The organism is Prevotella ihumii (assembly GCF_900155655.1).
GTDB classification, from domain to species: domain Bacteria; phylum Bacteroidota; class Bacteroidia; order Bacteroidales; family Bacteroidaceae; genus Prevotella; species Prevotella ihumii.
The window spans coordinates 129885-151781 of record NZ_LT706987.1; the positions used below are offsets into that span (position 1 = coordinate 129885).

Consider the following 21897-nt stretch of genomic DNA (forward strand, 5'->3'; position numbering starts at 1 on the left):
TCCCAAAATGCTCTAAAAAGGCTACAATCAGGCTACACATTTTCAAGGCAAAATAAAAATGTAGCCAAGAGTACATACAGAGTACATAAGGAGTATGCGTAAATTACTGCTATTCAAACAAATATGTTGAACTTTGCAGCGTGATTACAGAGGTATTTTTGTTACCATACACCACTTCGGGCAACAATGTGTCCGACAAGCTACGGCTACAGATGGCAGGTGTTAGGACAAGACCTCTATTCAGGCTACAACTAAAAGCAGTAAAATGTATGAAAGCTATTTTCAGAGCAGTCTTCTATCTCAGAAGCAATTATGTGAACAAGGAGGGCAAGACCCCTGTCATGCTGAGAATCTATCTCAACAACGAACGCCTTTCCATCGGCTCGACGGGCATTGCTGTCCAACAGTCTCAATGGGACAGGGAGAAGGAACGATTGAAGGGAAGGACAACTGAAGCACTTTCCACCAACCTCGAACTTGACAACATTCAGAGCGGACTCCAGACCATCTTTAAGAAAGTAGAGATGACGGACGAGGTGTCCTTGGAGCGTATCAAGTCGGAGTATCTTGGCAAAAAGGAGGATGTGGACACCCTAATGAGCCTCTTCAACAAGCACAACAGTGATGTTGCACGGCAGGTAGGCGTGTCGGTCGAAGCTGCAACCTTACAGAAATACAACGTCTGCAAGAAACACTTCTCAAATTTCCTTCGTGATAAATACGGTCGGTCTGACATCCGCCTGTCCGAACTCGGCTATATTGTGATACACGACTTCGACATTTATCTCCGAACGGTTGTCGGGCAGAATCCCAACACCGCCACGAGGATGATGAAAACCTTCAAGACGATTACCATTCTGGGCAGGAAACTTGGTGTCCTGCACCATGATCCGTTCCTCAACATCCGTTTTCACATGGAACCGGTCAATCGTGGATTCCTCACAGACGAGGAAATCCTTAAAATTGCTAACAAGGATTTCGGCATCGGTCGTTTGGAACTTGTAAGGGACGTGTTCGTGTTCTCATGCTTCACGGGACTTGCGTACATAGACGTGTACAACCTCGCTCCGGAAAACATTGTCACGCTCAACGGCAAGCAGTGGATAATGACCAAGCGGCAGAAGACGAGCGTGGAGACCAACGTTCTTTTACTCGATATACCCAAGAGCATCATTGCAAAATATAGTGGCAAGACCTATCGTGACGGCAAACTTTTCCCCATGCTGACGAATCAAAAACTGAACAGTTATCTGAAGGAAATTGCCGATATTTGCGGTATCAAAAAGAACCTGACCTTCCACCTCGCCCGGCACACATTTGCCACGATGTCCCTATCCAAGGGAGTTCCCATCGAATCCGTAAGTAAGATGTTAGGACACACCAACATCAAGACAACGCAAATCTATGCCCGTATTACCAATAAGAAGATAGAACACGATATGGATGAGCTGGCTGACAAGTTGGGCTCTTTCAATACGGCATTAGGCATTTCCCCAAAATAATGTATATAACCCTAAAATTTTGAATTTATGACAACGACAAAGAAAGAACTTTCCTACTTCCGTCTGAAGTTGGAAGCGTATCTCGGAGAGCATTTTCCAGAGAGAGTGAATGACAATGCGTTTATAACCGCTCGAGCAGACGAGGCATTGACGGCTTACTGCGATGCCGTGGCGCAAGGTTTCTCCTACCCAGAAGCAGAGACGATGGCAAGCGAGGTACTGTACCACGACCTGCATTTCTCAAAGTATGATACCCTTGTTTCCTTACTGGAGCAGGAGTTTGAGAAGGAACTGCCAAGTCCGCTTCCCGAAAGGTTAGCACTAATTTTGCTGAACAACAAGGCAATTCAAGCGGTATTTGCCAAGTACGAACTCACGGACGACTTTGCGGCAGGTACAGAATACGACAAACTGTACACCGAACTGACCGGTACAATCGTGCTGCTCATCGAGGTCAATGGTCTGCCAACGATAGGCGGTGAGAACATGGCTTGATATAACACGAACGGGGGCTTTTGTAGTGTCAAGAGCCAAGATAAATGCTCCACTCCACACGTCAAGAGTTTTGCAAACACTTGTCTTTGTGTTGTGTGCGCATCTTGTTATCGCTCTTGAAACTATTAAAAGCCTCGATTATGAATAATACAATCATCATGAATCAAGACATTCAGCAGCCCGCCTTCATCAAGGCAGACGCATCGTATAAAACCGAGAAGAACAGGCAGCTGCCGACTTCTCCCAAGCAAGTCCGCCGCTTCGGTTGGACACGCTTCATCGAACTCGCCGTTCTGCTTTCCATCGTTATCGGTGCGATTTACCTCATCTCGAAGATAGTTACTCCGCAAGTCGTAACCGCCGTTTCGATTATTCTCGGTTTCCTGATACTACGCTTCATTGTTAAAGTTATTCTGCAAGTAACCTTTACAATCCTGCGTTGGCTGTTCTGGCTTGCCGTCATCTTGGCAATCCTGCTCTGTGTACTCTAAGGCACAAGGAAAGATATTCTTCGATTCATTCTTCTTTATGGGTGGTTATCTCGGTTGAGGTAGCCACCTTTTTCATTTTCCATACCGGCGTTGCACTTTCGCTTCTTAAGTCCATCTATTCCACTTTGATGTGCCATAAGTCGGTGCTGATTTCTTTTTATTCGCAAAGGTAGTAAGGGCTACGGCTTGCACAAGGTCTGTGCCTTTGGTTTGTACGGAAAATCTCCACACCTACATTTCATTCCGGGTAGTATTTTCCTGCAAAACCTTGTGCCGGCTGCGCCCCCTACCTTGTTCTTGCTACAAAAAGGAATCAGCATACTCCGATCTTTGGACGCATAAAAAAAATGTCATTATGGAACAGCAGAAAGTAAATATCACATCTTCGATGAAGAAAAAAGGATATAGCTCCTCCTCTCATTACCGCATAAGTTCGGTGGTTGATGAAAGTGAGCAAGTGTTGGCAACTAAGTTTGTGCAGTGGGAAGTTGAACCGTTGGAGAGCCTTTGTAATAGCAAGGTGTATCTTCTCCGTGTGAAACTCAATCGTGGTGAGCGAATGAGCCGTGAGGAAAAGAATTGGCTTGCCGAAGCGGTGAACACAAACACCTACTTCCGTACAGCCGTACCCCTTATGGGTTATCGGTTTGACTTTATGGACGTATTGAAGAAGTATTTGGTCAATCAATACGGACATTGGGCAGAGTATTACGCACCCGACCGCACCAGCCTAAGAGCCTATTTGTATGGTAGTGTCAATCAAATAGTAGAAATCCCCAAACATTAAACGACTATGAAAGGAACAGAACATTTTACGCGAGCAATAGCCGAGTATCTCAATCAGCGTGCAGCGACAGACCATTTGTTTGCACCCAACTTGATGAAGCCTAACAAGAGCATCGAGGAGTGTGTAACCTACATCTTGAACCAAGTGCAGGCGAATGGCTGCAATGGCTTTGAGGACGATGAAATCTACTCAATGGCGGTACACTACTATGACGAGGATGAAATTGAAGTAGGAAAGGAAATCACTTGCAGAGTGGCAGTAAATCATATTGTGGAACTCACAGAGGAGGAGAAAGCCGAAGCAAGGCAAGAAGCCATCAAGCAGTACCAACGTGAGGAACTTGCCAAGATACAGAGCCGTAACGCACGAGTGAAGAAAACCGAAAGCGCAGCACCCCAAACACAACCGTCACTATTTGATTTTTAAGCCTATGAAACCAAGAAACAAATATGAGAAGGCAGTCCTTGCCGAGAGTAAGCACCTTCGCCCGATAACCAAGACACAGAGCAAATGGGCATTCCGTGAATGTATAGACCATTTCGCCTACCGACTGCCCAAAGGTCGCACAACGTGTATGGATTGTGGGCATAGTTGGACAATAGAAAAGCCTACGGACACTTGCACCTGCCCCCATTGCGGGGCAAGGTTGCAGGTCAAGGAAACCTTTCAACGCAAGATAAGACAAAAGCAATATTTCACGATACTTACCACTTACGGAGAATACCAAATACTAAGAATGTTCCTCCTTTCTGTGGAAATGGAGAAAGGTTGCAAGGCATCTTCATATACCTTTGAAATCGGTCAGTATTGGTGGAACGCACAAGGAAGAAAAACGATTATTGCTGTTCAACGAACATTAGGCAGATACATTGACACCTTTTCTTTCTGTTCGCCAATGGCAGTACGCAACGACAACGAAGCCTACCGCTATATATCGTACTCACCGATATATCCCAAGTTCAAGGTTACGGACACACTCCGCAGAAATGGTTTTGAGGGAAACTTCCACAATATAGTGCCTACTGAACTTATACCGGCACTGCTTTCCGATAGCCGTGTGGAAACCTTGTTGAAGTCGGGGCAAATCCCGCTACTCAAATTCTTCATGCACAATGGTCGAAGAAGCATTGATAGCTATTGGGCATCTATCCGCATCTGTTTGCGAAACGGCTACCATATAGAGGACGGAAGTCTATGGTGTGATATGGTGGATATGCTCAATCAATTAGGCAAGGATATTCACAATGCCAAGTATGTTTGCCCCACCGACCTAAGAGCAGCGCACGACCATTACCAAGCCAAGAGCAGAGCGATGAAAGAGCGTGAGAACATTATCAAGAAGCGTAAGGAAGCAATAGAAGCCGAACAAGAGTACAAGCAACTCAAAGCAAAATTCTTTGGCATAGAGTTTACTGACGGCATTATCCGTATCCACGTTTTGGAGAGTGTGCAGGAGCATTTGGAGGAAGGCACGGCAATGCACCATTGCGTATATGACGCACGCTATTACAGCAAACCGCAGTCGCTTATCTTCTCTGCCACAAAGGACGGAGAGCGCATCGAAACCATCGAGGTATCATTGGAAACGATGAAAGTGGTACAAAGTCGTGGAGTGTGCAACAAGAACACCGAGTACCACGAGCAGATACTCGCCTTGATGCAGAAGAATATGAGAATGATAGCACAGAGAGCAACCGCATAACAATCCTATAATAACAACGATTATGGCGACATACAAGACAATAGAGAAAATTCCAACGTGGAGTTTAGGCTACCTTATCAATGGAGATAGTACAGGACTGACAGACGAAGAAATCGCACTCGCAGACCAATGGAGTAAGGACACCAAAGCGGAGGTTATATCGCCCCACACAGACATAGAGGGGAATATGCAACCTTATTTTACCCACGTTCCAGCCTTTGGACTACCCACCGAGGTAGAGGACTGCACCCTTATTTGCAGAGAGTAAATAAAAACATCAACCTATAAACGACAACAATATGAAAGTACAAGTAGAAGGCATTATTCATAATTTTTCGAGCAAAGCTCTCAACAACTCGTGGGCAGATGAAATACCCAACATCATCGTGAGAGTTATCAATGCCATAAGCATAGCCGAGAACAAGGAGGAGTTGCAGACCGCACTCCTTCAAATCTCCCAAGAAACGGAACTTGACAAGTTTTTTGTCTATGGTTACGGCGCACATCATTTTTGGCTAACCCACCGTTGGCTATCGAATGGTGAACCAATGGAACACAGATTACTAATCGCTGAGTTTTGAAAATATGGAAAGGAAAGTTTACAGAGTACGCACCCAATACGTTTTTGAAGGTGTGTTTGAGGTTGTAGCCACAGACCGAGAGGAAGCCGAGCGGAAAATCCTTGAAGATTGTGGAATGGTGATGGGCAGAGGAATACACAGCACACTGCCCGATGAACAAATCAATTGGGCTTTCGATACCCACCCCGAAGAGCGGATAATTGAAACAACCGAAAATCCCTAACACAATGAGCCACGCAACCTTAAAAAAATGCGTGGCTTCTTTTCTTTTTCTTTGAACGAGCAGGCGACCAAAGAAAAGAAGCAAAAGAAAGTCGCAATAATTGCATTATAATTTAATTACATACAAAAAGTCTGACAATTTGAACACGTAAGTCCTAATTTGTTAATAAAGTCTTTGACTCGCTTAACTTCTCTATTACGCTCTTGGGGATTATTATAGTAAACTGAAAAAAGCCATTGAGTGTTTGATGCAACATTTTTAGCTATCTCCATAAAATATCCAAAATCAATATCGGATAAAGAGTGCCCATAAACAACAATTCTTCTAATTCCAGCTAAATTATTCCAATATCTCGCATTATTACTAATTATGTCAGAAATGCTTTTACGTTGTTCATTTACAACTTTTGCAATATTATCGTATGCTGCATATTCATATATCATTGGGTCTGCAGAAAGGAAATCATTTCCATTAAGGTTATTTATATGCCCAACAACTAAATTGTTAGAACAGCAGCGTCTTCCGTGTATATAATTAATCTGTCTTTGAGGAATGCTGTAAAGTTTCTCTAATGTATCTGTATAGTTGAAAGAAAGAAACAGACTGTTTCTATCAAAATTTGGCAAAGAAACAGGTGAGACATTTATATCTATTTGATTAACCCATTCTTCAAATATACGATGAAACACTTCAAACATCATTTCCAAATAGTATTCTGGAGCATCCTCCATTTGTGCCTGATAACGCATTTCATGGTCTTCCTCTAATTCGACATCTTCTGTTGATTCATCAAATGCATTTTGGAAATCTATATTCCCTAATGCGTATTCAAGGTCGCACCATAGTTCAAGTTTCCCATCTTTATTTTTTGTAGGGTAGCATTCTTCTAATTGTCCTATCCAATAACCATCTAAGCCACATTTTTTCCATGCATACTGTCTAAAATCTTCATAAGAAGATGCTATGCCGTGATGGAGGTCAAAACCATTGCCAATTATACATAGTGTATCCATTTTTTTGCAAAGTTACTCAATCATAACGAAGAAGGCGACTAAAACGACAAGAAAACGCCCCTTGCGGAGCATAAAAAAGTCGCAAGGGGTGTATTTGATAATCAGGGTATATAAAACAGGGCAAACTCCACATTTCGTCGTTTGACAAGTCCTCGCAGAACCTTGCCTTTATATCGACAGAAAGTGACAAATTCACGGTAGAAGTTCCTGTCGCCCGACTCTATCTTTCGTATTAGTCGGCTTTTGGGATGATTACCGTAACCGAGCAAACGACCTATGCCTATATTGTAGGCAAGCAAGGTAAGCAGTAGTGCATCCTTGCCATAGCCCTTGAAATGCTCAAAGCATTTCCATAGGTCGGCACGGAGCAGGGAGTCCGCCTGCCGTTCCGTCATATTGGAAAAGAAATGCTCGCTTGGTTGCAACCGATGACCATATCCGACATACGGATAGCAACCTTTTCTGTGTAGCCCCTCGAAGTATTTCACGACGACCACCGCACGCTCAAAAGGTGGCAAGTCCGCCAGCCGCACCTTGCGCTGGGCAAAGAACGGTTGGCAGAGCAAGCACATTATACAGAATAAAGCAAAGCGTTTAGCTGTTCGCATCGTTCAAGGCTTTGGTTACTACTGCGGTGGACTTTCCCTTTTCCTCCGTTTTTTCGTTGTTGAAGTTGAACGACAGTTTGGCGATTTGCCCGAAGTTGTCCTCCACATACACATCAATGGTTTGTCGGTCTGTGGAAGCAGAGGTGTAGTAAAGTCGGAAAACATCCTTGGTGAGCGGATAGCGGTCGTTGGGCTTGAATACCGTCCCATTGTCCATTCTTAGCGTTCCTTTCCCGTCGGGCTGGAAGTATCGGATGGTGTAGCGTGTGTCGGCAAATTCGCCCCCTCGTTTGAGGGTGCAGCGTATCTCTGCCGTCTGTCCCTTGACGATGTTCTTCTGAACGGGCATCGTCTCGACAGTGAACGGATAACACTGCTGAACATCCAACTCCCTATCACAAGCAGATAAACAAAACACAGCAAGGGTTAGCACTCCCATTACCCATATACTATTAAAAATTTTCTTTTTCATTGTTCCCTACATTTATAGATTAAACCTGATTCCTGCCGATACAGCAGGGCGAAAATGATGAACATCCGTACCAAAGAGTATGCGTCCCTGTCCTTTGAGTAGCAACAGCACATTGTCCGATAAGAAACATTCTATGGATAGATGCACCGCTCCACCATAGACGAAGTGAGAGTCATCGAGTAGTTTTGCGCCATCAAGAAGTAGTTTCTTATCTTCGTTAAGTTCCTCATAGCCACCCAAAGCGGATATTCCAGCATAGGCAAATACATTTTTACCATTGTCAGAAACAATAGGCTGCATATACCCCAAATGCACGAAGGCATCTTTGAGTTTCACATCATAGCTGCGATACGGCATATTTTGTTGCTCATATTCTACCGTAAGAAATGAATAATTCTCACGCTTCAGATAGCGAGTGAGCAAAATACCTATGCCAAAATTGTCTTTGGCAAACAAATTCTCGCCTTTGATAATTGGCACGTTACCTACTATTTCCAAGCCTTTTTGCTTTGGAATCAGCCGTTGTGCCTGTGTGGGCAGCGCAATGGCCACCGCACACATAAGAAGGAAAAGATACTTCTTCATTACCATTTAAGTTTGAGGTTATCAATCTTCTGAGCCAAAAGTAAATCTTGCGGCTCGACATAGAAGGTAAGCGTTCGTCCACCATTATGCTCATAAAGCGTCACTTCAAGCTGTTTATCCTCTGATAGTGAGAACTGTTCCAAGGCAATCGTTTTTCGAACGATTTGGTAACTGAACTCCCTCCTTTTCGCTCCCTTTTCTGCCTGTTTCCTATGATGCAACCCTAAGAAGAAACAAGCAATATCCGCTGTATTTCAGTCAGATATGAGTTTTATGCCATTTTCTGCTTTCTACTCCCATACTTCCGCATAAAACGCAGCCAGTTCTGGCACCTTGATGAACGTCCTAAACCGCTCTTTCTGAATGATGTCATTCGTGATGGAGAACTCGTAGTCGGTCGATTTCTTGGCAAAGACGGCTGCCCATGCATCAAAGCTGTTGATACCTTGCTTTTCCAAAGCCTGCGGACGGAGGTATTTGAAGAGCAGATACAGTTCCGTCAGACTATTGGAAATGGTCGTTCCTGAAAGGAAAGTGGCTCCCAAGTCCTTACCGGACCGCTCCTGTATGGTGCGAATGGCAAAGAGCATGTTTAAGGCACGCTGTGAGCCGTCGGGATTACCCAAGCCCGACACACGGTCGTGGCGGGTATTGAACATCAGGTTCTTGAATTGGTGCGATTCATCTACAAAGAGGTGGTCGATACCCATCATCTTGAAGTCCACGGCATCGTCTTTTCTTTCGGCGATGCTGTCCTGTATGTTCTGCAGCTTTGCTTCAAGTGTCTGCTTGCGCTTCTCCAAGCCTTTGAGCATACCACGTGAGATGTCTCTTCCTTGTTGTCGCAACACTTCGAGATTCTCTTCCACGGAGTCCAGTTCCTTTTGCATAATCGCTTCCTGTATCTCCAAGGCCTGCGGTATCATGCCGAACTGCTCGTGCGTGAGGATGATGCAGTCCCAGTCGTTGTTCTTGATGTCGTTGAAAATGCGTTGCCTGTTCTGCTTGTTGAAATCATTCTTTCCCGGATAGAGAATCTTTGCATTGGGATAAGCCTTGCGGAAGGTATCGGCAATATCGAAGACATTTGCCTTCAGTCCGATAATCATCGGCTTGTTAGCAAGTCCTAACCGCTTCATCTCATAGGCTGCCGTACACATGATAAGCGTCTTGCCCGCTCCCACCTCGTGATCGCAGATGCCGCCACCGTTGGTTTTGAGCATCCACACGGCATCCTTCTGACTCTTGTACAGGTCGGCAATGCCCAATCGTCTGAGGTCAAGGTCGGGAAACGTCTGGTGCGTACCATCAAAGTTGGGTCGCACAAAACAGTTGAAAAGGCGGTTGTACCTATCGGAGAGTTGCTGCTTGAACGTGTCGGGTGTGCGTCCGAGCCAATCAACAAAACCCTGCCTGATTTCCTCAATCTTGGCATTTGCCATCTGGATGGCATGTCCGTCCCTTACCTTAATGGTCTTGGTCTCTCCCGTAACCTTGTCCGTCACTTCCTTGCTCTTGTTGATGTCGGGAATGGTATTGTGAAGTGCATGCTTCAGGAGATTGATACCGTCATAGCGGCGGAACTCCCCCTGTACGGCATACTTGTGCCAGATATTGGCATTCTTTCGGTCGCAGACAATGCTATACTCATCCATATTGGAGTGATATGATACGCCTATCTCCGTCCCAAAGAACTCTGAGGCAAACCTACCATAGACTTTGGCAGGTATCCAACGTTCACCGAGGTTGAAGTCAAGGTCTGCAAAAGGAATGGGTGTTGGCGTGGCTGCACGCAGGGCAGCAAGGCTCTGCTTTGCCTCTTCGTGGTCGGGATGGTCCAAGAGCCACGACTCGATACGCTCCGCCTTTTCTATTACATTGCCCGAAATGAACTTGTCCGCAACCTCATAAGCATTCTCTTCGGGATTGAAATAGATGCGGCCTTCTAAGGAAGAAATGATGTCGCTTTCCTCCATATCAGGTAAAAGCGAACTCATATAGTCAAGTTCCACCGTACCGTACTTGTTAAGCGATGCGCCCAGTGCCTCCATCGGGTCTGTGGCAACGGTCAGCTCCGTGGTAGAAAAAACTGTTGGATGGTCGAAGATGTCCGCCTTGACGTACCTGCCGTTTTCAGAGCGTTCCAAGAAGAGCATTTCCACGCCTGTAGCATCCATCTTGATGATGTCGGTGTTCGCCTTCTGGTTGAAGTAGCCCCAGCGTGCAACATAGTCATCATACAGATGATTGAGCCTGCTTCGGTCTTCCCTGTCTTCTGCATGGTTCTCTGCCTCGTAGTCATAGAGACGATGATAGCACTCCCTTATCTCGATATAGCTTTTTAGTCGGGAAAGCTGCGCATACGGCAAGTCCATCGGGTTAAAGGTTGGATGTCGCTTTAAGTCGGAAAGAAACCCCACCTGACCTTTCTGCACAACAATGGAACCATCTCTCAGGTGAGAGTCCGGCAATGATAGAAAAGGGCGCGGTGATGCGTCAAACTTTTTCTTAACCTCTGTTATCGGTTGTGGCTTCCGCTCTTCGGCTTCATTCATGAAATCAAAGAGAGACGGTTCACGATATGACTGAGAGGAAGTCTTCTTGCTGCTTCTGCCCTTGGTTCTGTGCTGCGCTGCAGTTGTTGGCTGTTTCTCCTTATTCTCGTTTCTTCCTTTATTTCCTGTCTGCTTCTGTTCCTTGAAAGACTGTATCTGTGGATTGGGATCTTCCTTAATCTCGCTATTCACGCGCATTACCTCCTGTGTCCAGAGACTGTATTCCTCCGGAGCGAATAGTGAAGGCTGCTCCGTTTCCTGTCGCTCGTCCATGCTGTTCATCACCGGGTGGTGGTCATCATCAAAATAGACAGTCTGCCCGTTCATCTCCCGTGGGGCTTCCACATCGGTGCGAATTTCTCTCACCTTCTGCTCATATTGACGGTGAAGGCTAAGTACGGGTACGCCCTCTGGGACTGATTCTTCAATAGTAGAGCCTGCCTCTTGTATCTGTACTGTCTGCTCACCGCCCGTTTTATCAACTTGCTCACTGATTTTTTCAACTTGAACTTCCTCTTTGGGTTCTTCCGTGGAAAGGTTATCTTCCATTGTCGAAGTCTGAACTTCAGGTGCATCATCTTCCTTGATTTCCTCAATAATCGGCTCCTTGGTGTATCGCCCTTTTACAATTTCTTCCAATTCGACTATCTCGTGCAATTTCTTAGGACTAAAGTATAAGTCTCGCTCAATACCCAATCCATGTATCTTCACTTCCTCCATTTCGTCAAGCGACATATTACCCAATTCCCAGCCGTAGCCCATCGTGACAGCACCGAAACCTATACGGCTCTTAGGGTCGTACTCCAAGAGATAAGCCGTATATGCTCCCATCGGGAAGAAATAACGTGCGTAAGCGACCTTATCACCAATAAGTTCCTTTTCCGTACTGTAAAGTTTAGGTAGTTGCTTCCTGATACTGTCGGGCATCAAATTATAGGCATTCTCCGCCTCCTTGTGCACTTTGGGATCCTCTTTGGGTAAATTTACCGTTATACCTAACTTTCTCAGTTGTTTTTCGGCTTCTTTCTGCCGTTCCTCCTCCGTCATAGGTATGCCTGTTTCATAGAGTTTGCGGTCAAAGCGTTGCTCAACTTCCAGGGAGAGCTGTGTCCTGATACTCTCTGCCATATCATCAATGCTGCCATCGAAGCGATACTCCCATGCGGGCTTGCCGTAGGGGTCTGTACCCATCTTGCGCTCCGTGGCGATGATACGGTGAGCAATGTCTTTCCAATCTCCTGCAAAAAGTGAGTTGTGCTTGAAGACGACAGAAGAGCCTTCTTCTTTGGGAACGGAAAGAGTTTCTACAAACTGCTGTTCAATCCCTTCGCTGATTTCTTTACCTGTCTGCTTCTGCAGGACGATGAGGTCACTGCCTACGTCCGTTCCTGCATTGTCTGAAAACATACCCGATGGTAGGCGGAGAGCGGAGATAAGGCGGCTGTTCTGCATCAGATAACGACGTATGGCTTCATTGCGGGGACTGTCCAATACACCTTGCGAGGTAATAAACGCAAGAAGTCCGCCTTCCTTGATGCAGTCCAATCCCTTTACAAAGAAGTAATTGTGGATGGCTCGTGTGGATTCTCTCTTAAGAATATCCTTGCCCTTGCTGTACTCTCGGTCATAGACCATGAAATCCCCGAAAGGAATGTTACTTGTAATAAGGTCGTATTTATCCTTGTCTTCTATCTCTCCAATAGCTTCAAAAGGTTCGTTCCGAACGAATATGTTGCCTTTGTCATAAGGGTGCAGGGCTTGGCTGATTCGTGCCGTGAGCAAGTCCTTCTCCATTGCGTCCACAATTCCAGCCTGCCTTGCAAAGGTCTCGGCAAACGCTCCCATGCCAGCCGAAGGATCCAAACATCGACGTATGGGTACATTTACAGAAGTAAGCGCATCGGAAATGGCGGCAACGATGCGGGTATCGGTATAGAAAGACGTGAGCACGCTTGCCTTGATGCTTTCCCAGTACCGCTTGGCGGTATTGGCATCGACGGCTTCGCGGTAAATCATCTGTTTGAGCCTTTGGGTTGGCTCGAAGAGTTGTTGCTCCGACTGGTTCCAATAGCGTAGGTCATCGGGGCTATCACATCGGTTCAGCACGCATTTCAAGCCACCGAAGCCCTGATAGCCACGCAATATATCTTTTTCTGTTTCGGTGGCTTCGCGGCGTTCTTTTTCCAAGCGAAGCACAACACGGATGGCTTCAGTGTTGGCTTCAAGGACGTTTTTCTTATTATATGCCATAGTTTTTTCTTTTTAATTAAGGAGGAAAAAGGTCAGAAGATAAATGAATCTCATCTTCCGACCTATTCTGTTCCGCTTTGTTTCTATAGAGATTATCTCCCTCGTTGTTTTCCTTTCCTGTTTTCAAATTCAAAAGATGTGGTGTAATCTTCATTAAGGACAAGACGAGCATTGAACTTCTTTCCTGCCTTACTCGTCAAGCCTTTAAGGACAGACGTACGACCGGAACTTATCAAGTCACGGATATTATCTTCAGAGAGAAGTATGCCGCAGATTTCACGGAAGATGTGGAAATCACAGCCCTCATGTCTGCATTTGGCAACCTTGGTATAGATGCCTACGCTCTCATTGCCACATTTGGGGCAGCGATAGGTGGGATAAGACTTCTGTTTGGGGGCAAGAGAAAGCAGTTCCTCGCAGATGGTACCAACGTAGGAGTTGATGCCTTGCGCGAACTTTTCAGGCGGCATCTGTCCTGCTTCAATGGCGGCAAGTGTCAGTTCCCAGCTCCCTGTCATCTCCGCATTGGCGATTCGCTTGTCCTTGACAATCTCATAGACAGCCAAGCCTTTTTCGGTCGGTATAATTGCTTTCTTGTCCCTTCGGATATAGTCACGCAGGATAAGTGTTTCGATGATGTTGGCACGGGTAGCTGGTGTTCCTATACCGCATTCTGCCATAGCTTTTTTGCTTTCTGCATCCTCGACCTCTTTCCCAGCATTCTCCATTGCTGAAAGTAAAGTAGCTTCCGTATAGAGTGGTTTTGGCTTGGTCTTATCCTCGGTGATTTCTGCATCAAGTACAGGCAAGTTTTCTCCCTCTATCAGGTTTGGCAATGAAGACAAAACCTGTTCTTCACCCCCTTCTTTCTTTTCTGCTTCCGCTTCTTTACCTTTCTGCACGGCTTTCCAACCCAAGGAGATTTGTCGGCACGCTTTCCAAGCAAAAGTGCTGTTGCCGTCCGTGAAACGAACCAGTATACGCTCTTCCTCTGAATCGGGAGAAAATGCTTCGATGAAACGATTGACCACCATTTGATAGATAGTTGTTTCATCTGCCGACATTCCTGAAGGCGTTTCCCCAGTAGGAATAATGGCGTGGTGGTCAGTTATCTTTGCATTGTCTACCGAATGGCGATTAAGTGGATTTGATAGTGAGATGCCTATCTTGTGCAGCAGGGCGGGTACTTCCTCGAAAACATCCTCACTGATGTATCGGCTGCCTGTGCGGGGATAGGTCGTGATTTTCTTCTCATAGAGACTTTGGGCAATTGACAGGGTCTTGTCTGCTGAAAAGCTGTGGCGTCTGTTGGCTTCCTTCTGCAAGGCAGTAAGGTCGTACAAGAGTGGTGGTGCGGTATGCGTTACCTTTCTTGCGACCGATTCTACCGTAAGCTGGCTCTGACTACGAAGTGCAGCGAGGGCAGTCTGTGCCAATGCTTCACCCTCATAGTCTTTACAGCCAACGGCTTTCAGCGATATGCCCTCTTTCTCCAAGAGAGCGGATAATTTCCAATAAGGTACGGAAGAAAAATCACGATTTTCTATGTACCGACGGCAGACCATAGCAAGAGTTGGGGTCTGTACCCGTCCCAAGGAATAGCCGCCTTTGCGGGCGATGGACAATGCACGGCTGGCATTGATACCCATGAGCCAGTCGGCTTCGCTTCTTGCCTTGGCTGAATAATAGAGATTGTCATAACACTTTCCTGATTTAAGATTGGAAAGTCCTTCACGGATAGCTTTGTCCGTCAATGATGAAATCCAAAGACGGTCGAAAGGCTTTCTGCAACCAAGATGTTGATAGATGTAGCGAAAGATGAGCTCACCCTCTCGCCCCGCATCGGTGGCGACAATGATACGATCCGCCTTGTCAAAGCAGGAACGGATGACTTTAAGTTGCTTTAATGCGGCAGGGTCTGATACATACTCCTTGTCCTTACGTACTTGTCGTACCACTAACTGAAAGGGATTGGGACGAATGGGCAGGTCTTCAGCTTTGTAGGCAGAAAAGCCATAGGCTTCAGGCATGGCAAGGGCGATGAGGTGTCCCATTGCCCAAGTAACGACATAGCCGCAGCCTTCCATATATCCGTCTTGCTTGCTCGTTGCTCCTACGATGCGGGCAATATCTCTGGCTACCGAGGGTTTCTCGGCAATAATACAAGTTGTCATAGTGCTGAATGGTTTTAAGGTTACATTCTACGTCCACGAGACTTTTTCTGCTTGTTCTCGTCCTGCTTTTGTTTCTGCTCGGCAGTAGGTTGTGTCTGTCCCGTTTTGAGTGGTTCTTTCACATTCTTGGTGGCTTCGTTGGTCTTGCCGTGGTTGTTCACGGCTACCTGTGTTTTGTGTTCTTCCGCCACGGCTTCCACCTTGCCGCTTTTCTGGCTCTTGTCCGGATTCCATTTATAGAAGCGTGGGCGGTTCTGTTCCTTGTCCATGCGAACGTATGCGTTGAATGGTTGCCCCTGTTTGTCCACCATATTTTTTAGGTATAGTGTGCGACCGCTATCCAAGGCTTCACGCTGTTTATCTGATAACTCCAAGCCGCAAAGCTTATGTGGGACACCTTGCTGCTGTGTCTGCTGCTGGCGTTCCTTAAATCCACGGTTATTGTCAAAGATGAACTCAATGCCTTTTCGCTCGGCATTGACTTGCAAAGTTGCATCAAAGGTCTTGCCGCTTTTGGCGGTCATGCCTTCCACCTTCACGGCTTTACCTTCCACAAGGTCTTTATACTGAGTGTCAGAAAGTGTCACACCTTTGATTTCCTTGGGGATGTTCACACGGTCAGCACGCAGGGCGATAATCTCATTGGTCTGCGGGTCGATGGAGACGTAGGCAGAGAAAGGCTCTCCGTTCTTAGGTGTTACCTCAATGGTCTTGCCAAGATTACCCGTAGTGAGAAGTTGCTCCTTTTCTTCGGGAGAGAACTTGTAGCCCATATAGGGAAAGTCAAGCTGTGGCTCCTTGCGTAAAGGGTGGATAGCCAAGCCGACATTGCCGCTATCGTCCGTGCGGAATGCAAGACGTGCTTCGGTGTAGATAGTTGTATCACCAATAGGTACGGCAATAGTAACAAGGTTACTCTTCTGCCAAGAAAGCATCTTTTCTAACTCTCCACTTTGTTCCAGTCGTTCACGGGTAAGTCCGAGATTATCGAGTTGCTTCCAATCAATCTTCGACTCATCGATGGCAGTAGCATTCTTCTGCTGGGGCAGATAGTCCTCAAAGGGAATGCCCATCTCTGCCAGTTGCTGTTTGCTTTCGGGCTTTTTACGGCTTTGTATCATAGTGCGCAGGTTGTCCACGCCTTGCTCCACATTGTTAGACAAGACCTTGTACAGTCCAAAATGAGTCGGGTTATTGAACTGTTTGAGGAAGTTGGTCATGAAGTTTTTGAGAAGTCCATCCTTGTTGTTGAATTTCAAGAACGCTGCCTGATTGGCAGCGATTGCCTCGGTGGTTTTAAGGTTTCCCTTGTCGTCAATACCCGACACAACGGACAACTTGCCCGCTTCCTGCTCACTTTTTACTTCCGTGCGGTCTTCCAAGACCAGCACGTAATTGTCATTGTTATTTGATTCCATTGCTTGATAATTTAAATGGTGAATACTGTTATCAAGCAGCTAAATTATAGTAACATTCTTAAAGATTTAAGAGTAAAGGAATTAGCGGGAATAGTCAAGAAATAACAGGAAAAAGATGGACATATAAAAAATAAAGAAGAAATTGTTTGCTGCGTCGCTAAAAATCAACTACTTTTGCAAACGAAAGTTAATAACCTTGTAGAGTTATAAAATCAAATTATGGCTGTAATAAATAGAATTAAAGCTGTCTTGGCTGAAAAGCAGCTGACCGGCAAGTGGCTTGCTGAAGAAATAGGAAAGTCTGAAAATACCATATCAAAATGGTGTTCCAACAAGGTACAGCCCCCATTGGAAGTGCTTTTAGAGATTGCTACACTACTTAGTATAGATATCCGAGAACTCCTTATTTCAACGAAACCTCTGTAAATACGAATGATTCACATCTTTTGAATTTGTCACATGGAAAAAATAACTCTCGCCATTACGGGGCTTCTAAAACTCAATATTAGCAAATATAAGCGAATCACTTTTCTGCTTTGTATCCTGTTATTGAGCATACATGTATCCTATGCTCAGACTAAAAGTAATTCAGTACAGCAGATAAACGAACTCAATGACATGTTTGCTCGCATTGCTGCGAGTAATTCTTATGTGGAGGATTTGAATTATAATGATGCAGAAGCCATAAACCTTCCTCTTGGTTTGAAACGAACAATTGGTGGTATGGAGATAACGATTGCCATCAGTCGTTTTGCCTTGCAGACTTCTTCAACAGAGCTTGGCGTTTATGCAAAGGCGGTCATTCCACAAGGAACAAAAGGCGGGCGTACAGTGCTTTTCTTTGGGGCAGAAGGAATAAAAGGAACACATACTGGTGGTCTGGCAGGAGAATTGAAGCTTTCGCTCCTGCACGATGTCGAGATACCTTTCAATCGCGGAAATACAAAGATTGTCCTTAAGGGTAATGGACTAAGCAAGGACAGGGGTATTTCTCAAAGTGACACCTACATGACCATCGGCTGTGATGGTTTCCATAATTTAGCAATTGACGCAGAAGTACACTTTCCAACCTCCCTCATAGTCAGGGCCGGGGGACAAGATACTACAAATGACAGTACTTATAAACCAGCTACAAATAATATAATTAAGGATAGAAATTTATCAAATCAAGTCATAGGTCATTTTAATACTGTTATAGAAAGTTGGAATGACCTTCTTGTGTCTTTAGACCTACCAAGTTTTGAAATCAAAGGACTGAAAGACTACGTATTCTCATTGAATAACGTCATTTTAGATTTCAGTAGTAAGCGGAACGCCAAAACGATAAATTTTCCACAGGAATACCAGCAATATTATCTTCCCGATGAACAGGTGCTATGGAGAGGAATATATGCAGAAAATGTCTCTGTAACATTACCGGAGGCTTTTTCACGAGCTAGTTTCTCGGCTAAGGGATTGTTAATCGATGATTATGGTATAACGGGGCTTTTCTCTGCCGATAGTATTCTCTCGCTTGATAAGGGCAGTGCTGACGGCTGGCGGTTTTCTGTTGACCATTTTGGACTGAACCTTATGGCCAGTGAACTTGTCGCCGCAGAATTCACGGGGCGACTAGGCTTGCCGTTCAAGGGTAAAAATACTACCTTGGGATATGAAGGATACCTGCAACCTAATAATGAATATACGATGCGGATTAAAAATGAAGAAGCACTTGATTTCTCCATTTTTAAGGCAAAGGCTCATCTCGAAAAGAATTCCAGTGTCACTTTACGCTTAGTAGAAAATCGTTTTATCCCAGAAGCAATACTTCATGGATATATGACTCTTGGAAAAGAGGGAAACAGCGACTCCACATCACAAACAAAATTTGATAAGATTAGTTTCCGCGGTCTTAGACTCACGACAGTTGCTCCTTACATTTCTGCAGAATACTTCGGTTATGAAGGAGAGGCAAAATTGGGACACTTTCCTTTATCTATAAATAAACTTGCACTTAATCATTCAGATACACAGCATGTAAGATTAACAATAGGGGCAGGGATTAATCTTGGGAAGAACTTATTCTCCGGAGCAACGGAATTAAACCTCCTTGCAAAATATGAAAATCAAACTTGGGTGTTTGATAAATTAGAGGTAGGTTCCATTGCTGTAAATTCTGTTATCGCAGGTGTTATAACGCTGAACGGGCATCTCAATTGGCATAGAGGTGATGCGATTTACGGTAATGGGTTCGCCGGTGATGTAACTCTTGGGTTTTCTTTTGATGGCAAGGTAGAAAAAGATACGAGTATAAAGTCAAAGCATGATATTTCCATTACTGCTCGAGCTGCTTTCGGAAGAAAAGATGATTTCCGCTATTGGTATGCTGATGGAATGGCAACTTTCCATCCAGGCATACCAATTATCGGAGCACTGACTCTTAACGGAATAGGTGGTGCTTTAACATCAGGGGTGCGTGCTGAAGGTAGAAGTCCGGAAGGTGGGCGCTTTACCAGTTCAAACTATATCCCTGATGCCTCTATGGGCTTTGGATTCAAGGCTTCTACTGTTATTGAAATCGGTAAGGTCGCCTATGGCGAAGCTGCTTTTGAAATGATATTTTCAAAGGCAGGTGGATTGGCATCTGCAGGATTCTATGGTTATGGGGAATTTCCTAACAGGGGAGGAGGCGGAGGTAATACCTCTGTCAGTGACAAGCTCGAAAAACAACAGCAAACATTCCCAGCCAAGTTATCGGAACAGTTTAAGCAAAATGACTGGGCACAGTTAGCCAAGGCCATCAAATCTATTCCAGGAGCAATTAAGGATATGGGACTATCAGGAACATTATGTATCCAGATGGATTTCCAAAACCATGTACTGCATGCCAGTTCTGAAGTTTATCTCAATACTCCCGCAGAATTCATTCGTGGTGTGGGAGAACGAGGTCAGGCCGGTTGGGGAGTTCTGCATATAGACCCCAAAGAATGGTATTTGCATTTAGGCACTCCGTCCAACAGGCTTGGCGTACAGTTGGCAGTAGGAAATATTCTTGCCATAAAGACTGGCTCTTATTTTATGGCAGGAAGCCGTATTCCAGATATGCCGGCTCCCCCACAGGCTGTAGCCGACATATTGGGACAAGACCTAAACAGGCTGAGTCTTGGACGGAATCTAAATGCACTAAGTACGGGAAAGGGATTTGCATTCGGCTCAGAACTATCCGTCAAGACCGGTGATATTCAGTTCTTGATAATGTATGCTAATTTCAATGCAGGTTTGGGCTTTGATGTGATGCTCAAGGACTATGCGCAGGCACAATGTCGAGGCCGTTCCGGTACTATCGGTATGGGTGGTTGGTATGCTATGGGGCAAACCTATGCCTATTTACAAGGAGAATTGGGCGTAAAGGTAAAGTTATGGCTTATCCGTATCCGTGTACCGGTAATCAAGGGCGGTGCAGCAGCTCTTTTGCAGGCAGGACTTCCTGATCCAACCTTCTTTAAGGGCTATTTAGGAGTGAATCTCAATGTGCTCGGATTGATTAAGGGTAAGGCGCGTTTCAAACTTTCCATCGGTGAGGAATGCGATGTTGTAATACCGGGGAGTTCTCCGATAGAAGAACCAATGATAAATGATTTGGCTCCTGCTGATAAAGAGAATGAAGTCAGTGTATTCTCCGTTCCTCAGGCAACTTTCAACATTGCAATAGGAAAGAGTTTCGAAGCGACCACTGATGCTGGAGAAACGACCTATTACCGCATCAATCTCAAGGAATTCATAGTCAAAGATAAAAAGGAACATGTCATACCGGGTAAGCTCCTTTGGGGAAAAGATAAGACGGATGTTCGTTTCCAGTCTAAAGAAATTCTTCCTCCTAATACAGATTTGACGGCAGAAGTCCGTATTGTTTTCGAAGAATTGAAGAATGGTGTTTGGAAGCCGGTACTGACCTCAGGGAAACCAGCCTTTGAAGAAAAGATAAATCATTTTACGACAGGTGGCGCGCCGAGTGACATTCCTATGCGGAATATTGTCTATGCCTATCCAGTGATAGGGCAGAGATACTTCCTTCCCAAAGAATACTCCAAAGGCTATGTGCAACTACAGTTTGGACAAAAATACCTGTTTGAAAAAGGTTTTGACTACAAGCTTAGTTTTGTAACAAAACAGAATGAGCGTATATCTACAGATTTCAAATATAACGAAGCAGAGAATCGCTTAGAGTTTACTCTGCCGGAATTGAGAATGCAGACAGAATACAAATTAGATTTGGCGTATTCTGCAGCACAGAAGGATATGGCAAACGACAATAAAAAATCTTCTGAAATTAAGGAAATAAAAGACAATGATGATTTCTCAGGACAAATTGGTGGCGACAAAGCTATAGCAAAGATTTCCAATGAGATGGAACAATCGATTCTGAAATATGATTTTACAACCAGTCAGTATGCCACTTTCAGAGAGAAGATGCGAAGTGTCAAGGTCCGTGATAACCTTGCCATAGATGCAGGTGTTGCACTATTGCTTGGAGCTAATGTACAAGGTAAGGAAGCCTTCGACGAAGCTGAAGTCATCGGTGTGGAGAAGACTCAATACAAGCCTTTGCTCACTCTTCGCTCCGACCTCAAGGAAGAATATTTCAGAGGTGCAGTCTTGCCACTTGTTTATGAAGGATACCCTTATGGAAATATTCATCTCTCCGAGAGGGAAGAACAGCCAATCGGCGTCCCTCCCTATAGAGCTTTCTCACCAAGCCAGAACTACCTTTCAGCTTTACATTCAGAATCGGTGAACTTATCTTTATATCACTTCCCCTTTACATTTGATGCTTCTTTGGTATCATACAATGATTATCGAGACCTTCAGAATAGAATCATAAATAGTAGGGATGCTGTTACCCCGCAGGTTTACAATCGGTTTGTCATGGGCTCTTTGCCTGTTTTGAAAAAAGGCAAGTATCAAACAACTATCAGTTACGTATTGCCTGATGGAACAGTAACAAACAGTGTAGACTTCATCTATACAAACCAACTTAATTTGAACAAATAAATATGCGTTA

18 protein-coding genes and 1 pseudogene are annotated in these 21897 nt (G+C 45.0%); 11 read left to right on the plus strand and 8 right to left on the minus strand.

What is annotated here, in order from left to right:
• Positions 1-269: 269 nt before the first annotated feature.
• The 9 genes from CZ367_RS00625 (at position 270) to CZ367_RS00665 (ending at position 5781) form a co-directional block, all read left to right on the plus strand.
• Positions 270-1502: a site-specific integrase gene (locus CZ367_RS00625; RefSeq protein WP_202613102.1), complete on the plus strand. Its 1233-nt coding sequence runs from the start codon at positions 270-272 to the stop codon at positions 1500-1502.
• A gap of 27 nt (positions 1503-1529) precedes the next feature.
• A complete protein-coding gene (locus CZ367_RS00630) occupies positions 1530-1997 on the plus strand; it encodes a DUF1896 domain-containing protein (protein WP_077195296.1) in 468 nt (155 codons plus the stop codon).
• A gap of 140 nt (positions 1998-2137) precedes the next feature.
• A complete protein-coding gene (locus tag CZ367_RS00635; RefSeq protein WP_077197312.1) occupies positions 2138-2488 on the plus strand; it encodes a hypothetical protein in 351 nt (116 codons plus the stop codon).
• A 355-nt stretch (positions 2489-2843) separates the two neighbouring features.
• A complete protein-coding gene (locus CZ367_RS00640) occupies positions 2844-3275 on the plus strand; it encodes a hypothetical protein (protein WP_004338373.1) in 432 nt (143 codons plus the stop codon).
• A 6-nt stretch (positions 3276-3281) separates the two neighbouring features.
• The gene (locus CZ367_RS00645) at positions 3282-3701 is read left to right on the plus strand and encodes a PcfK-like family protein (RefSeq protein WP_036927959.1); all 420 of its coding nucleotides are present in this window, start codon (positions 3282-3284) and stop codon (positions 3699-3701) included.
• A gap of 4 nt (positions 3702-3705) precedes the next feature.
• Positions 3706-4977: a PcfJ domain-containing protein gene (locus tag CZ367_RS00650; RefSeq protein ID WP_004338371.1), complete on the plus strand. Its 1272-nt coding sequence runs from the start codon at positions 3706-3708 to the stop codon at positions 4975-4977.
• 22 nt (positions 4978-4999) lie between these two features.
• Entirely contained in the window at positions 5000-5245 is a 246-nt protein-coding gene (locus tag CZ367_RS00655) for a DUF6926 domain-containing protein (protein WP_004338370.1), read from the plus strand.
• Between the two features lie 31 nt (positions 5246-5276).
• The gene (locus tag CZ367_RS00660; RefSeq protein ID WP_004338369.1) at positions 5277-5558 is read left to right on the plus strand and encodes a hypothetical protein; all 282 of its coding nucleotides are present in this window, start codon (positions 5277-5279) and stop codon (positions 5556-5558) included.
• Positions 5559-5562: 4 nt separating this feature from the next.
• Positions 5563-5781 carry a hypothetical protein gene (locus CZ367_RS00665; RefSeq protein WP_004338368.1) on the plus strand — a complete coding sequence of 73 codons (219 nt, stop codon included), beginning with the start codon at positions 5563-5565 and terminating at the stop codon, positions 5779-5781.
• 116 nt (positions 5782-5897) lie between these two features.
• Here CZ367_RS00665 and CZ367_RS00670 read toward each other — a convergent pair whose 3' ends face one another.
• From CZ367_RS00670 to CZ367_RS00705, 8 genes and pseudogenes are all read right to left on the minus strand, one after another.
• Entirely contained in the window at positions 5898-6794 is an 897-nt protein-coding gene (locus CZ367_RS00670) for a bacteriophage abortive infection AbiH family protein (protein WP_077195297.1), read from the minus strand.
• A 101-nt stretch (positions 6795-6895) separates the two neighbouring features.
• Positions 6896-7402: a glycoside hydrolase family protein gene (locus tag CZ367_RS00675; RefSeq protein ID WP_077195298.1), complete on the minus strand. Its 507-nt coding sequence runs from the start codon at positions 7400-7402 to the stop codon at positions 6896-6898.
• Complete coding sequence (locus CZ367_RS00680) at positions 7389-7874, minus strand: DUF3872 domain-containing protein (RefSeq protein WP_048739829.1); 486 nt, start codon at positions 7872-7874, stop codon at positions 7389-7391. Before CZ367_RS00680 ends, CZ367_RS00675 begins: the two co-directional genes overlap by 14 nt.
• A gap of 12 nt (positions 7875-7886) precedes the next feature.
• Positions 7887-8465 carry a conjugal transfer protein TraO gene (locus tag CZ367_RS00685; protein ID WP_004339670.1) on the minus strand — a complete coding sequence of 193 codons (579 nt, stop codon included), beginning with the start codon at positions 8463-8465 and terminating at the stop codon, positions 7887-7889.
• Positions 8459-8617 (minus strand): annotated as a pseudogene (locus tag CZ367_RS00690) (DUF4138 domain-containing protein); the annotation flags it as partial. The gene CZ367_RS00685 and the pseudogene CZ367_RS00690, both read right to left, overlap by 7 nt.
• Before the next feature lie 132 nt (positions 8618-8749).
• Positions 8750-13264, minus strand: a complete 4515-nt coding sequence (locus tag CZ367_RS00695; protein ID WP_077195299.1) for a DUF2958 domain-containing protein — start codon at positions 13262-13264, stop codon at positions 8750-8752.
• 92 nt (positions 13265-13356) lie between these two features.
• Complete coding sequence (gene topB, locus CZ367_RS00700; protein WP_077195300.1) at positions 13357-15438, minus strand: type IA DNA topoisomerase; 2082 nt, start codon at positions 15436-15438, stop codon at positions 13357-13359.
• Positions 15439-15458: 20 nt separating this feature from the next.
• The gene (locus CZ367_RS00705) at positions 15459-16856 is read right to left on the minus strand and encodes a DUF3945 domain-containing protein (RefSeq protein WP_077195301.1); all 1398 of its coding nucleotides are present in this window, start codon (positions 16854-16856) and stop codon (positions 15459-15461) included.
• Between the two features lie 219 nt (positions 16857-17075).
• On the opposite strand from CZ367_RS00705, the gene CZ367_RS00710 reads away from it, so the two are divergent.
• Positions 17076-17282: a helix-turn-helix transcriptional regulator gene (locus tag CZ367_RS00710; RefSeq protein WP_077195302.1), complete on the plus strand. Its 207-nt coding sequence runs from the start codon at positions 17076-17078 to the stop codon at positions 17280-17282.
• A gap of 33 nt (positions 17283-17315) precedes the next feature.
• Positions 17316-21887 (plus strand): hypothetical protein, encoded by a 4572-nt coding sequence (locus CZ367_RS00715; RefSeq protein ID WP_077195303.1) that lies wholly within the window; start codon positions 17316-17318, stop codon positions 21885-21887.
• Positions 21888-21897: the final 10 nt, after the last annotated feature.